The sequence below is a fragment of the Pseudomonas sp. XK-1 genome (genome assembly GCF_038069885.1).
Taxonomy (GTDB): Bacteria; Pseudomonadota; Gammaproteobacteria; order Pseudomonadales; family Pseudomonadaceae; genus Aquipseudomonas.
Map to the genome: position 1 here is coordinate 667,443 of NZ_JBBPES010000001.1, position 14,420 is coordinate 681,862.

14 protein-coding genes and 3 tRNA genes are annotated in these 14,420 nt (G+C 63.9%); 8 read left to right on the top strand and 9 right to left on the bottom strand.

What is annotated here, in order from left to right; translation table 11 throughout:
• Window positions 1-4 precede the first annotated feature (4 nt).
• Window positions 5-988, bottom strand: a complete 984-nt coding sequence (locus tag WMW70_RS02935) for an outer membrane protein assembly factor BamD (protein ID WP_341436011.1) — start codon at window positions 986-988, stop codon at window positions 5-7.
• A 147-nt stretch (window positions 989-1,135) separates the two neighbouring features.
• On the opposite strand from WMW70_RS02935, the gene rluD reads away from it, so the two are divergent.
• The 3 genes from rluD to clpB all read left to right on the top strand — a co-directional run bounded on the left by rluD (window position 1,136) and on the right by clpB (window position 5,644).
• Window positions 1,136-2,110: a 23S rRNA pseudouridine(1911/1915/1917) synthase RluD gene (gene rluD / locus WMW70_RS02940; RefSeq protein WP_341436012.1), complete on the top strand. Its 975-nt coding sequence runs from the start codon at window positions 1,136-1,138 to the stop codon at window positions 2,108-2,110.
• 8 nt (window positions 2,111-2,118) lie between these two features.
• A complete protein-coding gene (pgeF, locus tag WMW70_RS02945) occupies window positions 2,119-2,847 on the top strand; it encodes a peptidoglycan editing factor PgeF (RefSeq protein ID WP_341436013.1) in 729 nt (242 codons plus the stop codon).
• 232 nt (window positions 2,848-3,079) lie between these two features.
• Window positions 3,080-5,644 carry an ATP-dependent chaperone ClpB gene (gene clpB / locus WMW70_RS02950; RefSeq protein WP_341436014.1) on the top strand — a complete coding sequence of 855 codons (2,565 nt, stop codon included), beginning with the start codon at window positions 3,080-3,082 and terminating at the stop codon, window positions 5,642-5,644.
• Between the two features lie 309 nt (window positions 5,645-5,953).
• Here clpB and WMW70_RS02955 read toward each other — a convergent pair whose 3' ends face one another.
• Together WMW70_RS02955 and WMW70_RS02960 are read right to left on the bottom strand one after the other, a co-directional pair.
• Entirely contained in the window at window positions 5,954-6,289 is a 336-nt protein-coding gene (locus WMW70_RS02955; RefSeq protein ID WP_341436015.1) for a PilZ domain-containing protein, read from the bottom strand.
• 9 nt (window positions 6,290-6,298) lie between these two features.
• Complete coding sequence (locus WMW70_RS02960) at window positions 6,299-8,638, bottom strand: DUF1631 domain-containing protein (RefSeq protein WP_341436016.1); 2,340 nt, start codon at window positions 8,636-8,638, stop codon at window positions 6,299-6,301.
• A 211-nt stretch (window positions 8,639-8,849) separates the two neighbouring features.
• Here WMW70_RS02960 and WMW70_RS02965 point away from each other — a divergent pair.
• From WMW70_RS02965 to WMW70_RS02975, 3 genes are all read left to right on the top strand, one after another.
• Window positions 8,850-8,925, top strand: a tRNA-Asn gene (locus WMW70_RS02965).
• 9 nt (window positions 8,926-8,934) lie between these two features.
• A tRNA-Pro gene (locus WMW70_RS02970) sits at window positions 8,935-9,011 on the top strand.
• Between the two features lie 5 nt (window positions 9,012-9,016).
• Window positions 9,017-9,092, top strand: a tRNA-Lys gene (locus WMW70_RS02975).
• A gap of 336 nt (window positions 9,093-9,428) precedes the next feature.
• Here WMW70_RS02975 and WMW70_RS02980 read toward each other — a convergent pair.
• From WMW70_RS02980 to WMW70_RS02995, 4 genes are all read right to left on the bottom strand, one after another.
• Window positions 9,429-10,730 (bottom strand): NAD(P)/FAD-dependent oxidoreductase, encoded by a 1,302-nt coding sequence (locus tag WMW70_RS02980; RefSeq protein ID WP_341436017.1) that lies wholly within the window; start codon window positions 10,728-10,730, stop codon window positions 9,429-9,431.
• Window positions 10,731-10,793: 63 nt separating this feature from the next.
• Window positions 10,794-10,967, bottom strand: a complete 174-nt coding sequence (locus tag WMW70_RS02985) for a DUF3094 family protein (RefSeq protein WP_325507511.1) — start codon at window positions 10,965-10,967, stop codon at window positions 10,794-10,796.
• A 70-nt stretch (window positions 10,968-11,037) separates the two neighbouring features.
• Window positions 11,038-11,532 carry an MOSC domain-containing protein gene (locus WMW70_RS02990; RefSeq protein WP_341436018.1) on the bottom strand — a complete coding sequence of 165 codons (495 nt, stop codon included), beginning with the start codon at window positions 11,530-11,532 and terminating at the stop codon, window positions 11,038-11,040.
• On the bottom strand, window positions 11,529-12,158 hold the full coding sequence (locus WMW70_RS02995; protein ID WP_341436019.1) for a DUF1780 domain-containing protein: 630 nt from the start codon (window positions 12,156-12,158) through the stop codon (window positions 11,529-11,531). The genes WMW70_RS02990 and WMW70_RS02995 overlap by 4 nt, the downstream gene beginning before the upstream one ends.
• Window positions 12,159-12,473: 315 nt before the next feature.
• Between WMW70_RS02995 and WMW70_RS03000 the strand changes: the two genes are divergently transcribed.
• Window positions 12,474-13,160: an energy-coupling factor ABC transporter permease gene (locus WMW70_RS03000; RefSeq protein ID WP_341436020.1), complete on the top strand. Its 687-nt coding sequence runs from the start codon at window positions 12,474-12,476 to the stop codon at window positions 13,158-13,160.
• A 144-nt stretch (window positions 13,161-13,304) separates the two neighbouring features.
• The gene (locus tag WMW70_RS03005; RefSeq protein WP_341436021.1) at window positions 13,305-13,520 is read left to right on the top strand and encodes a hypothetical protein; all 216 of its coding nucleotides are present in this window, start codon (window positions 13,305-13,307) and stop codon (window positions 13,518-13,520) included.
• 94 nt (window positions 13,521-13,614) lie between these two features.
• On the opposite strand, the gene yacG is transcribed toward WMW70_RS03005, so the two are convergent.
• A complete protein-coding gene (gene yacG, locus WMW70_RS03010; protein WP_341436022.1) occupies window positions 13,615-13,812 on the bottom strand; it encodes a DNA gyrase inhibitor YacG in 198 nt (65 codons plus the stop codon).
• Complete coding sequence (coaE, locus tag WMW70_RS03015) at window positions 13,809-14,417, bottom strand: dephospho-CoA kinase (protein ID WP_341436023.1); 609 nt, start codon at window positions 14,415-14,417, stop codon at window positions 13,809-13,811. Before coaE ends, yacG begins: the two co-directional genes overlap by 4 nt.
• Between the last annotated feature and the right edge of the window lie 3 nt (window positions 14,418-14,420).

Sequence of the window (14,420 nt, forward strand, 5' to 3'; positions counted from 1 at the left end):
CGGCTTAGTCGAACAGGCCGAAGGTCATATAGCTGAACCAGGAGCGGCCCTTGCTTTCTTCGGCGCTATCGCCTTTCAGGTCTGCTGGAATCTGCTGTTCGGCATCTTCGTACTGGCGGATCACGTCCTGGCTGGCGCGGGTCTCGCCCGGTGGCAGCGGCGTATCGCTCTCGATCAGGCCCAGGGTGGCCTTGGCCAGCCAGGAGCGGGTATCGGCTTCCTCTTCACGCGGCACGAACTGGCCATCGACCAGGCTCGGGTGGTCCGGGTAGTTGAGCTTGAGGGTTTCCAGGCTGGTGGCGGCCAGGTCATCCAGGGTCAGGCGCTGATAGGCTTCGGTCATCACCGCCAGGCCATCGCCGACTGCCGGGGTTTCCTGGAAGTTTTCCACCACATAGCGGCCGCGGTTGGCGGCGGCGACATAGGCGCTGCGGGTCAGGTAGTAGTGCGCCACATGGATTTCGTAGGCGGCCAGCAGGTTGCGCAGGTAGATCATGCGCTGCTTGGCGTCCGCGGCATAACGGCTGGTCGGGTAGCGGCTGGTGAGCTGGGCGAACTCGTTGTAGGAGTCGCGGGCGGCACCGGGGTCGCGCTTGGTCATGTCCAGCGGCACGAAACGGGCCACCAGGCCTCGATCCTGGTCAAACGAGGCCAGGCCCTTGAGGTAGTAGGCATAGTCGACGTTGGCATGCTGCGGGTGCAGGCGGATAAAGCGGTCCGCCGCGGATTTGGCGGCTTCCGGCTCGACGTTCTTGTAGTAGGCGTAGATCAGTTCAAGCTGGGCCTGTTCGGCATAGCGGCCGAAGGGGTAGCGCGACTCCAGGGCCTTGAGCTTGGCAACGGCGCTGTTATAGCTGTTGTTGTCCAGATCGGCCTGTGCCTGCTGGTACAGTTCGGCCTCGCTCAGGTTTTCGTCGACCACCTCTTTGGATGAGCAGGCGGCGGTGAGGGCGAGGATTGCGATCAGCAGCAGGTGTTTCACTTGCATGGCGGCTTGCGTCCCTGTGACGGCGGCTGTCTTGAGCAAAGCCGTCCTGTTATGATGAGCGCCCCCGGTATCCCTGGGGCAAAGACGCCGTATTTAACCACAAGCGTGTAGCCGAAACCAAAAGCTACAGCCCATCTGTTACCGAGCATGCCCTCTATCAATATCCAGACCATAGAACTGAACGCCGAGGTGCCCTATGAAATGGGCGGTCAACGCCTCGATCAAGTCGCCGCACAACTGTTCGCCGAGCACTCGCGTTCGCGTTTGTCTGCCTGGATCAAAGAGGGTCTGCTGACCGTCGATGGTGCCGTGCTGCGCCCGCGCGACATCGTTCACGGTGGCGCGCTGCTGGCGCTCAAGGCCGAGCAGGAAGCCCAGGGCGAGTGGGTGGCCCAGGACATCGCGCTGGATATCGTCTACGAAGACGAGCAGATTCTGGTGATCAACAAGCCCGCCGGCCTGGTGGTGCATCCGGCGGCCGGGCATGCCGATGGCACCTTGCTCAATGCTCTGCTGCATCATGTGCCGGACATTATCAATGTGCCGCGTGCGGGCATCGTCCATCGTCTGGACAAGGACACCACCGGCCTGATGGTGGTGGCCAAGACCATCGAGGCGCAGACCCGCCTGGTCGATCAGTTGCAGAAACGCACGGTCAGCCGCATCTACGAGTGCATCGTGATCGGTGTGATCACCTCCGGCGGCAAGATCAGCGCACCGATCGGCCGTAGCTCCTCGCAGCGCCAGCGCATGGCGGTGAGCGACGGCGGCAAGCCGGCGGTCAGCCATTACCGGGTGTTGGAGCGCTTTCGCTCGCACACCCATACGCGGGTCAAGCTGGAAACCGGCCGCACCCACCAGATTCGCGTGCATATGAGCCATATCGGTTACCCCCTGGTGGGCGACCCGGTCTACGGTGGGCGTTTCCGCATTCCGCCGGCGGCCAACCAGAATATGGTGCAAACCCTCAAGGAGTTTCCGCGCCAGGCCCTGCATGCGCGTTTTCTCGAACTGGATCACCCGATTACCGGTGAGCGGATGAAGTGGCAGTCGCCGCTGCCGGATGATTTCGTCTGGTTGCTGACGCTGCTGCGTCAGGATCGCGAGGCCTTTATCGGGTGAGTGGGCACTTGGCGCACGACTGGCTGACGCCGCAATGGCCGGCCCCAGCACGGGTTAAAAGCTGCGTGACCACTCGCGCCGGTGGCGTCAGCGCGGGCCCCTTTGCCAGTTTCAACCTGGGCGATCATGTCGGCGACGACCCGGTGGCGGTGGCCAAGAACCGTCAGCGTCTGGTCAGCTTGCTTGGCTGCCGGCCGGCCTGGTTGAGTCAGGTGCACGGCACCCAGGTGGTTGAGGCGCTAGCCGAGCGGGATGTCGAAGCCGATGCCAGCTGGTCGGCCACGCCGGGTGTGGCGTGCGCCATCATGACCGCCGATTGCCTGCCCGCACTGTTCTGCGATCGGGCCGGCACTCGGGTCGCCGCGGCCCACGCCGGCTGGCGTGGGCTGGCGGCCGGGGTGCTGGAAGCGACCCTGGATGCCCTGGCGCTGCCGGCGGATCAGGTGCTGGTCTGGCTCGGTCCGGCCATTGGAGTGCAAGCCTTCGAGGTGGGCGCTGAGGTGCGCGAGGCCTTTATCGCGCAACATCCCCAGGCCACCGAAGCGTTCAGCCCCAGCCATAACGCCGGCAAGTTTATGGCCGATATCTACCAGTTGGCGCGTATCCGCCTGGCGGCGCGCGGCGTGACGGCGGTATATGGCGGCGATTTTTGCACCTATAACGACCCGCGCTTCTACTCCTACCGCCGCGCGGCGCAAACCGGGCGTTTCGCCAGCCTGATCTGGCTGGGCGACTGAAGCGGCTCGTAGGATGTCATTCGCCGCAGGCAATGCGCCGTTGTTGATCGGTGTGGCTTAAGACCTGACGGACTTTCGCTGTGCGCCGATGCCGCCCTGCGCATGACCCATATCAATACCTGCCTGCTTGAAACTCGCACAATCGACCTCATCTACTCTTCATCTAGCAGGCTCTCTGCATTAGGCACGATTCAGTGTGCCGGCCTGCCTTCACTCCGAGGGATGACACTCCATGCGTATTGACCGTTTAACCAGCAAGCTGCAACTTGCCCTTTCCGACGCCCAGTCGCTGGCCGTGGGCCTGGACCACGCCGCCATCGAGCCGCTGCACCTGATGCAGGCCCTGCTCGACCAGCAGGGCGGGTCGATCAAACCGCTGCTGATGCAGGTGGGCTTCGACGTCAACAGCCTGCGCAAGGCGTTGACCAAGGAGCTCGATCACCTGGGCAAGATCCAGAGCCCGACCGGCGACATCAATCTGTCCCAGGATCTGGCGCGCCTGCTCAACCAGGCCGACCGTCTGTCGCAGCAGAAGGGTGACCAATTCATTTCCAGTGAGCTGGTGCTGCTCGCCGCCATGGACGAAAACACCAAGCTGGGCAAATTGCTGCTCGGCCAGGGCGTGAGCAAGAAGGCTCTGGAAAACGCCGTGAGCAACCTGCGCGGCGGCGATGCGGTGAATGATCCCAATGTCGAGGAAAACCGCCAGGCTCTGGATAAATACACCATCGACCTGACCAAGCGCGCCGAGGAGGGCAAGCTCGACCCGGTGATCGGTCGCGACGACGAGATCCGCCGTACCATCCAGGTGCTGCAGCGGCGCACCAAGAACAACCCGGTGCTGATTGGCGAACCAGGGGTGGGTAAGACCGCTATCGCCGAGGGCCTTGCCCAGCGCATCGTTAATGGCGAAGTGCCGGATGGCCTCAAGGACAAGCGCCTGCTGTCCCTGGACATGGGCGCGCTGATCGCCGGGGCCAAGTTCCGCGGCGAGTTCGAGGAGCGCCTCAAGGCGGTGCTCAACGAACTGAGCAAACAGGAAGGGCGGATCATCCTGTTTATCGACGAGCTGCACACCATGGTCGGTGCCGGTAAGGCCGAAGGTGCCATGGACGCCGGCAATATGCTCAAGCCGTCCCTGGCCCGCGGCGAGCTGCACTGCGTCGGTGCCACCACGCTCAACGAATACCGCCAGTACATCGAGAAGGACGCGGCCCTGGAGCGGCGCTTCCAGAAGGTGCTGGTCGACGAGCCGAGCGAGGAGGACACCATTGCCATTCTGCGCGGCCTCAAGGAACGCTACGAGGTGCACCACAAGGTGGCCATCACCGACGGCGCGATCATCGCTGCGGCCAAGCTCAGCCACCGCTACATCACCGACCGCCAGCTGCCGGACAAGGCCATCGATCTGATCGACGAGGCGGCCAGCCGCATCCGCATGGAAATCGACTCCAAGCCGGAAGTGCTCGACCGCCTGGAGCGTCGCCTGATCCAGCTCAAGGTCGAGGCCCAGGCGCTGAAAAAGGAAGACGACGAGGCGGCGATCAAACGCCTGGCCAAGCTCAACGAAGACATCGCCCGGCTGGAGCGCGAGTACGCCGACTTGGAAGATATCTGGAAGTCGGAAAAGGCCGAGGTGCAGGGCTCGGCGCAGATCCAGCAGAAGATCGAACAGTCCCGTCAGGAGCTGGAAGCGGCGCGGCGCAAGGGCGACCTCGCGCGCATGGCCGAGCTGCAGTACGGCATCATTCCGGATCTGGAACGCAGCCTGCAGATGGTCGACCAGCATGGCAAGACCGAGAATCAGCTGCTGCGCAGCAAGGTCACCGAGGAAGAGATCGCCGAAGTGGTGTCGAAGTGGACCGGCATCCCGGTGAGCAAGATGCTCGAGGGCGAGCGCGACAAGCTATTGAAGATGGAAGGCCTGCTGCACCAGCGGGTGATAGGCCAGCACGAGGCGGTAGTCGCCGTGGCCAACGCCGTGCGGCGTTCCCGCGCCGGGCTGTCCGACCCCAACCGGCCCAGTGGTTCCTTCCTCTTCCTCGGCCCGACCGGGGTCGGCAAGACCGAGCTGTGCAAGGCGTTGGCCGAATTCCTCTTCGACACCGAAGAGGCGCTGGTACGCATCGACATGTCCGAGTTTATGGAGAAGCACTCGGTGGCTCGCCTGATCGGCGCGCCGCCGGGCTATGTCGGCTACGAGGAGGGCGGTTACCTGACCGAAGCGGTGCGTCGCAAGCCCTACTCGGTGGTGCTGATGGACGAGGTGGAGAAGGCTCATCCGGATGTGTTTAACGTGCTGCTGCAGGTGCTGGAAGACGGTCGCCTGACCGACAGCCACGGGCGCACCGTGGACTTCAAGAACACCGTGATCGTCATGACCTCCAACCTCGGTTCGGCACAGATCCAGGAGTTGGCCGGCGACCGTGAGGCTCAGCGCGCGGCGGTGATGGATGCGGTGAGCAGCCACTTCCGCCCCGAGTTCGTCAACCGCATCGACGAGGTGGTGGTGTTCGACTCGCTGGCCCGCGAGCAGATCGCCGGTATCGCGCAGATCCAGCTGGGCCGCCTGCGCCAGCGTCTGGCCGAGCGCGAGTTGAGCCTGGAGCTGACCGACGAGGCCTTGGACAAGCTGATCGCCGTCGGCTACGACCCGGTCTATGGTGCGCGGCCACTCAAGCGGGCGGTGCAGCGCTGGATCGAAAACCCGCTGGCGCAGCTGATTCTGGCTGGCCAGTTCGCCCCCGGTAGCAGCGTTACCGGTCGGGTCGAGGGCGAGGAGATCGTCTTCAGCTGACCGGTCGCAGCATTTCCGGCAATAAAAACACCCCACCCGGCTTAAGCCGGGTGGGGTGTTTTTTTGTCGCGGCTAAAGCCCCTCCCACGGATGTGCGCTGGCCTGTGGGAGGGGCTTTAGCCGCGAGCGCTGGTTTTGCGTATCTGCGCAGTGGCTCGGGGGAAAAGCTCGCGGGCAAGCCCGCTCCTACACAAGCGCCTACTCCCACACAACCTGTGCTGGTACGGGGGCGGCGCTGACCGGGCTCCGTAGGGTGGCGCGGGGCCGCCCAGGCCGTGCGCACCGCAGCGTCTCGCGATACCTGAATATTCAGAGCTGCCTAAGCAGCAGCTCCAGGGCCGCGGCCTGGTCCTGCGCCAGCTCGATGATATGAAAGCCCGCCCAGCAGTGCTGGCCGTCGGCCCCTGGGCGGCTCCACAGGCAGTCGGCGACGAAGTTGATCTCGCCCACGCCCTCGATCACCTGTTCGCTCAGCAGGCGGCACTCCACTAGTTGGTCGGCGGCCTGTGGCCTATCGCTGAACAGCATAAAACCATCGGCCGAGAGATCGACCACCCGCCCCAGGCGCTGGCCGGTGTGCTGCTCGAAAACTTCCAGCTGCAGTTCGGTGTGCTGTCGATTGTGCTGACGGCGTTCGTCATCCATACGGGTTCCTTATTCCTGCGGCTCGTCGGGGCGTCCGCTAAAGCGCTGCAGTACGCGATAAATGGCATTCAGCGCGCGATCCACCAGGGGCGCGTCGCGTTCTGCGGGGATGATGCGCGCCAGCCCCTGCTCCATTTCCCGGGCCAGTTGCTGCAGGGGTTTGATGGCCGCACGCTGGCCGCTGTGGTCAACGAACATGTAGTTGTCCGTGATCGGGCTGAACCAGGAGAGCTTGAGGGCCTGCAGTTGCTCGCCGCTGCCAAACTCGAACCAGGTGCCGAATTCGAGTTGTTGCAGTTCTCTGACCAGCGCCTGGGCACGTGGCGATAGGTTGGCGTCGCGCGCTGCCGGGATGGCCAGTGGCGCATCCTCGCCGAGCAGGGTGCCGAGCTGGCTTTCCACTGGTAGCGGCTTGAGACGCTCGGCCAGCTGGGGCTGTTTGCCCTGCACCGCATGCTGACAGGCCACCAGGTCCTGCAGCAGGCGGCGGATGCCGTCCTCATGGTAGCCGCCGAGCAGTTCCAGGCCCTTGCGCAGGTCGTCCAGCAGGGCGATGCGCAGGGCCTGCAGGCGTTCACGGCCGGCTTGGTCGAGCGCAGTACCGCTCCAGGCCAACTGCTCGGCGACCTCGCAGGCGCGTCGCCACTCATGGCTGTTTTCGCCATGGCGCAGCCACACGAATACCAGGGCGTCGGCCCAGGTCAGTTCGAGGAAGTTGTGGATGATGCTCGGCAGGCTGCGTTCGTGCAGGCAGGCGGCAATCACCGCCAGCGCGCGCTGGCGTGCGCCGAGAAGCTTGTCGCGACCCTTGGCGGCCTGCACGGCGCGCCGCTCGCGTAGCTCTACCTTGTGCCTGAGGGTGGCGACATAGGCATTGAACTCCTCGAGCAGGCTGTCGAACAGCTGCAGGTCGGTGGCGAAGTCATGGACCACCCGTTCCACCACCCACTGCATTTTCGCCTGCAGGCCGCCTTCCTCGCTTTCGCCGCCATAGAGCACGCCGGCCTGGGCCATGGCGTTGAGCAGGCGGCGCGCCGGGTGGTGATGCTGGGTGAACAGGGCTTTGTCCTGCAGGGCCACTTTTAGATAGGGCGTGTGCAGGTGGGATAGGGTGGTCTTGCAGCTGTCGGGCAGGTTGTCGTCGTCGAGAATAAAGTCGAACAGCATGCCGACCAGGTCGATCACGTCGGCTTCCGGGTCGGCAACCCGATGTTCGGCGGGAAGCAGGCTGTGCGCCTGCAGCTGCTGTTGCAGGGTCTCCTTGAGGCCATCCACCGGCAGCGGCTGGTGCAGGTGCTGTGCAAGCTCCTGGGCCGACTGGCGTTGCATGCGGTTCAGGGCGTCGAGCAGTTCGCGGGCGCTGTAGGTGCGCGTAGCGTTGCGTGGCGTCAGGCTGGCCATGCTGCGCGTACCGTCCGGCAGGCTGGCGTCGCGGTCGCGCTGGCGGAACTCGCCCAGCAGGGCTGCGAGGCTACCCAGCAGCTCCACTGGGTCGCTAGGTGGCACCTCGCCTCGATAGGGTGGCATGGGCGCTGTGGTGCGGGCTGGCGGGCTTGGTTGGGTGCTGGATGGCCGGGGTATTGCGCTGCTCTCTGCTTGGCTGGGCGGTGCAGGGGCGGCCTTGCGCGCGGGACTGGCCTGGCGCTGCGCGTTGTACTTGAGTTCGGGCAGCACGCCGGCTTCGATCAGGCGCTGGCTCAGGGTGGCGTAGAGGCCTTCCAGGCTGTCCATGACCTGGGTGTCGAACAGCGTATAGAGAACGATCTTGATGCGCAGGGGAAAGGGGCAGGGGGCCAGTGCAAGGCGAAAGGCCTGGGCGATCATCTGCGGGCCGAAGGGGTTGTTGTCTTCGTCGAGCTTTTGCCCGTTGCTGAGTTGCGCCAGGCGTTGCTCCAGGGCGAACAGGGGCTGTGCGCAGTGGGCTTTCATCCGGCTGACCATATTGATGATCTGCAGGCTTTCCTCGTAATCCTCGTTCTGCACCAGTACCAGCTGCTCGGCATCCACAGCCTCGGTGCTGGTGGGCGGCTTGAGCTGGCCGCTAAAGAAATCGGAGAAGTTGCGGGCGATCTGCTGGTGATAGCTGCGCTCGATCTGCGGGCGCTGTTTGCGGATTTCGCGCATGTTGTCGAAGAACAGGCTTTGCAGCTGATTGCTCTCGGCCTTGTCCGCGAGGGTGAACAGGGTGTCGTCGATCTGGGTGAAGACGCCGCCCAGGTGTTCGGCGAGGTGGTTCATCATCAGCTTGCGGCAATGCTGCGCCAATTCGCCAAAACGTGGCTGGATGCCACGGCTGGCAAGGCTATGCAGGGTGTTCGGAGGATGTGGTGGTTGGCCCTGGTTGCTCATGCACTGTCCTGTTGTATGCCGGGTGGCCGGTGCGCCCCGCGTTAGGTGCAGGCCAGGTTAGATATAGCAGCCAGCCACTCGACTGCAAATCATTGTAGTAAAAGCATTTTAAGGGGTTGACAGGCGCGCGCGGAAACGTAAAATGGCGCGCCTCAGACACGCGAAACGATTTAACAACCGGTTCAAGTTTCTGAGAAAGGAAGCAAGTAGTTCCGCGATAGCTCAGTCGGTAGAGCAAATGACTGTTAATCATTGGGTCCCAGGTTCGAGTCCTGGTCGCGGAGCCAATCTTTCATCGGGGTATAGCGCAGTCCGGTAGCGCGCCTGCTTTGGGAGCAGGATGTCGGGAGTTCGAATCCCCCTACCCCGACCATTTTTGGGTCGTTAGCTCAGTTGGTAGAGCAGTTGGCTTTTAACCAATTGGTCGTAGGTTCGAATCCCACACGACCCACCATTTCAAGTTCGCTTGAATGATAAAAAACCCGCCTAGTGCGGGTTTTTTATTGCCTGCGATTTATGGCGGTAACCTTTCAGGCGCGTCGCTGCGCGAGGTTAAACCAGTGCTGTCAGCAGCACTGGGTGTAGGAGCGGGGGCGGTCCCATGCCCGCGAAACGCATCGCGGCCAAGGCCGCTCCTACCGGTATCCGCAGCTGATAATCGCAATTGCACCCCAGGCGCAACTCGGGCGATAGCCTGGTGGGTTACGCGGCGCGCCACACTTGCTGTGCCTGGTCGCTCTGCGCTTAGCGCCGCTAATCCACCCTACGGTGAGCCGATAATTCGTGACCGTCAGTGCAGCTTGAGCCGCGGCTCGGTGCTGCGGCCGATGCGGTCGCCCAGCATCATCAGCAGGGTGCGTACGGTGCCGTAGAGGGCGATCTGGTGCATGCGGTACAGCGACACGTAGAACATCCGCGCCAGCCAGCCTTCGAGCATCACGCTGCCGGTCAGGTTGCCCATCAGGTTGCCCACCGCAGAGAAGGTCGACAGCGAGATCAGCGAGCCATAATCGCGGTAGCGATATTCCGGCAGGGCCTTGCCTTCGATGCGCAGCTTCAGCGACTTGGCCAGTAGCGAGGCTTGCTGGTGCGCCGCCTGGGCGCGCGGTGGCACGTTCTTGCCGTCGCTGCCGGGTTGCGGGCAGGCTGCACAGTCGCCGAAAGCGAAGATATTGTCGTCGCGGGTGGTCTGCAGGCTGGGTTTGACCTGGAGTTGGTTGATGCGGTTGCTCTCCAGGCCGTCAAGGTCCTTGAGGAAGCTCGGGGCGCGGATGCCGGCGGCCCAGACCTTGAGGCTGGCGGGAATCTCCTGGCCCCCTGCGGTGTGCAGGGCGTCGCGGGTAACCTGGCTGACCGCGGCACCGGTCAGCACGGTGACCCCGAGTTTCTCCAGGGTCTTGTGTACCGGCTTGCCGATGCGCTCCGGCAGGGCGGGCAGTACCCGTGGGCCGGCTTCGATCACAGTGATGCGCATATTTTCCGGGTGAATGCTGTTCAGGCCATAGGCCGCCAGTTCGTGGGCCGCGTGGTGCAGCTCGGCGGCCAACTCGACGCCGGTGGCCCCTGCGCCGACGATGGCCACGTTGACGATCTCGGTATTGCTGTCCTGGCTGGCATGGGCGCGCAGGTAATGACTGAGGAGCTGGTGGTGAAAGCGTTCGGCCTGCTCGCGGGTATCGAGAAACAGGCAGTGCTCGGCCGCGCCAGGGGTGCCGAAGTCGTTGGTGGTGCTGCCGACGGCGATCACCAGGCTGTCGTAGCTCAGTTCGCGCTCGGGCATCAGCGGGGTGCCGTCATCATCCAGGGTGGCAGCCAGGCGCACCCGCCGTTCGCCGCGATCAAGGCCGGCCATGCGCCCGAGCTGGAACTCGAAGTGGTTCCACTTGGCCTGGGCCACGTAGTTCAGCTCGTCCACCGAGGAGTTCAGCGAGCCAGCGGCGACTTCGTGCAGCAGGGGTTTCCAGATATGGGTGAGGTTGGCGTCGACCAGGGTTATCTGGGCCTGGCCGCGCTTACCCAGGGTTCTACCCAGGCGGGTGGCCAGCTCCAAACCGCCAGCACCACCGCCGACAATTACTATTCGATGAGTCATTTGTGACACTCACAAGGCTTTTAGGAAAACGTGGCGAGTCGACATGGGCGAGCGCAATGCAGCTCATAGCACCAGACGACTCAGAAGACGGCTTAACAGGCCCAGCCCGATCACGACGACAATGATCACCATCAGCAAACGCCAGACCCTGAAGGGTTGACGCTCGATCTGGTGCTGCGGGGCACTCAGATAGTGTTCGACGCGCTTCTGGTCATCAGGGTTCAGGCGGCTGGACATAAAGATCCTCGCTGGCTCGGGGCAAGCGGTGGGGGCTTGCGAGCAATGGTGGGCATTCTAGCGGTGAGCCTTACAGCGGCTCAACGCACAGTAAGTCATTCAGGCGAATAATGCCGCCCTGGAGTACCCGCGCCGTGATGCCGCCATGCCCGCGTACGGCCTGAAAGGTGCCGCTGCCCAGGCGCTCTTCCAGGCGCGCGCAGGGCTGGCACCAGCCGGTGGTCTGCAGGATCGCCTGGCCGAGGCGAAAGCGCCGGCCCTTGAGGCTGAACAGATTGATACCGCTGATGGCGATATTGCGGCGCAGCTCCTGCGGGGTGATCGGCTGCTCGGGCGGGCGTTCGAGCAGTGCGCCGATGACTGCCAGATGCTCCCACTGGATCAGCGTGACCTGCCGGGCATTGTGCAGGCCCGGGCGGCTGTGGTCGCCGGTCAGGCCGGCTTCACGACGGGCTTCCACTGCTTGTAGTTCGAGCATCTCAGCCCGCGCTGCTGGGCGTACCCCGATCCAGCGCACCCGGCCTTGTTGTGGCACGGCTGCGAGCAGCTCCTGCAAGGGGCTCACAGGCTGATCCCTACATCGAAAATCACGCTGCGGCCGAGGTTGCTGCGCAGGAAGTCCGGCGCATCCGGGTGGGCAAACAGCACCCGGGCGAAATTCGGCCCGACCAGCGACAGCGAGCGCCAGCCCTGGCGCAGAAACTCGGTGGGCGGCGGGAAGTGGCTGTTGAAGTCGGGGGTGGCGCGCTTCAGGCTGACAAAGGCGAGCAGGTCCAGCTCGCCCAGGTCCATGCCGCGCTCGCCATAGTTGTGGGCCTTTTTGCGTAAGGTGGGGCTCAGGCGCTGCTGCAGTTCCGCCGCGCCGATGCGCCGGGGGCGGGCCTCGCGGCGCACCAGCTGGCTGAGGGAGAAGGCACTGCGCCGGCGTTCCAGCTCGGCGCGCCATTCGTCATTCAGGCGGCGACCCTCATCCAGCACAAAGAACACCTCAAAGCTGGCGTCGCGAAACAGCACATCCGGCGGCTCCTGCCGGGCGGCGCTGAATTCGTCGAGGCGATGGCTGACGTTGAGTGCCTGCAGCAGGCGCTGGCATACCCAACGCTCACGCTCCCATTTGCGGGCATTGGAGAGAAAGGCATTGGCTTGTTCGGCCTGATGGGTAAGCAGGCGCAGATAATCCGAGTCGTCCATGTCGCCAGCTTAGCCGCGCGGCCGGGTTGTTGGTATCCCCTGATGCGGTTGGATGTTCTGCCGTGAAGGTGGATAAGGAAGGCGTCATCCACCTTACAGCGCGCTCGGTAGCTCGGATAAGCCATGGCGTAATCCGGGAGATATCCGACGCCGAACCCGTGGCCATGCTCTATTTGGCTGATAGATCCCGCCGATGCTGCCCGGACTGTGCCGGTCCGGGCAGTATTCGCAGCCGGGCTGCCTTGCTCATCGTCTGCTTTCGCAGGCAAGATCCGGGTTGCTGGCGCGCTCTACCGTCAGCTTATCGGGGGAACCATGATCGCTGCCGAACTGTTGCAGCCCACCACCCAACTGACCGGTTGGCTGCTCTATCTGCCGCTGCTGGGTTGGGCGCTGTGGCGTGCGCCCTGGCTGGAGTTGTTCAGCGATCTGCGTCGGCAGCATCTGCTGGGCGGGACGGCCCTGGTGCTCTTTCTGCTATGGCTGGTGCGGCGCGATTTCGATTCCGGCCTGTCCTACCACTTTATCGGCATGACGGCGGTGACCCTGCTGCTGGACTGGCCCCTGGCGGTCTTGGCCGGTTTTGTCGCGCAGCTGGGGATGGTCGCGCTGGGGCGGCAGGATCTGGCGGCCCTGGGCGTCAATGGCCTGTTGCTGGTGGCGATTCCCGTGGCGGTGACCGAAATCTGTGCGCTGCGGGTCGAGCGCGCGCAACCGCGCAACCTGTTCGTCTATATCTTCTTCAGCGGTTTCTTTGCCGCGGCCCTGGCGGTATTGCTCTGCATTGGCGCGGGGTTCGCGGTGCTGTGGATGGATGGCCTGTTCCCCATGCCGCCCTGGCTGGGGGACTTTATCGGCTACCTGTGGCTGGTGATGTTCCCCGAGGCCTTTATCAACGGCATGCTGGTGACGGCGCTGGTGGTGTTCTACCCGGACTGGCTGGAAACCTTCAATCGCTCGCGTTACCTGGCGGCCCCCTGGAAGGGCGATGACCGTCCCTAGTGATAACGCCTCCTTCGGCGCGCTTATCGAGGCGGGCCGGTTGATCCAGATCAAGGTGCGCCCCGGCCGCTTTGGCACGCTCGGTTAGCAGAGGTGCATAGGTGGTTTTTCAGCGGCCAGCTGGAGCAATCGAGGAGGTGTGAGATGGGCGTACACAAATGGGCCCGAGAGGAGCTTGAGCAGAGTCTGCAGCATGCCCGCGAGCAGGGCTTCGATAGCGCGCTGAGCCTGCGTGCGCTGCTCAGTGCTGTGGTCGAACGCAGTCGTTTGCAGCGCGACACTGCCGACCTGGCGGCCGAGCTGCAATTTCTGGCCGATAACCTGGACGATGAGCGCGACTATGGCTTTATGCGGCCCTAGACGCGATCAGAGCGAGGTTAGGCTGCTCTTGTAGGGTGCGCCACGCGCACCAAGGCCACGCCCGTCTGAGGCACTCTGCTCGGTCGGATAGCGATCAATGCTCGCGCGGTGGCAGCTCACCGGAAAACAGGTCGTCTTCCAGCGGGTTGCCGGGTATGGCGTGGTCTTCCGACGCCCAGGCTCCAAGGTCGATCAGCTTGCAGCGCTCCGAGCAGAAGGGCCGGCTAGGGCTTTGCGGGCCCCACTCGACGGGTGCGCCGCAGGTTGGGCAGGCGACGGTGGTGGTGCTCATGTTTGGCCTCCGCGTAGGGTCAGGTAAAAGTTGTGCAGGCGCTCGACCTCGGCCTGTAGCCAGTGCAGGTCGCGATCGTTAACCAGCACGTCGTGGGCATGCTGCAGGCGTTCGCTGCGGCTGGCCTGGGCCTTTAGAATGGCCTGCACCTGTTCTGCCGAACTCTGGTCGCGGGCAATGGTGCGCTGGATCTGCAGTTGTTCGGGGGCGTCCACCAGCAGCACGCGCTGGGTCAGCCGGTGTTGCCCGGACTCGATCAGCAGGGGCGAAACCAGGATCGCATAGGGCGATTCGGCGCGGGCCAGATAGGCTATGATTTCCTGGCCTATCAGCGGATGCAGCAAGGCTTCCAGCCAGCGCCGTTCATCGCTGTCGGCGAAGATCCGTGCGCGCAGGGCGCTGCGATCGAGCTGGCCGTCGGCTTGCAGCACATCGCCGCCAAAGTGCTCGACTATCTTGGCCAGCGCAGGTCGGCCGGGCTCGACCACCCAGCGTGCTGCGTGGTCGGCGTCGACCAGGTGCACGCCCAGGTCGACAAAGTGTTGCGCCACCGCGCTCTTGCCGCTGCCAATGCCGCCGGTTAGGCCAAGAATCCAGGGTTTCATAGT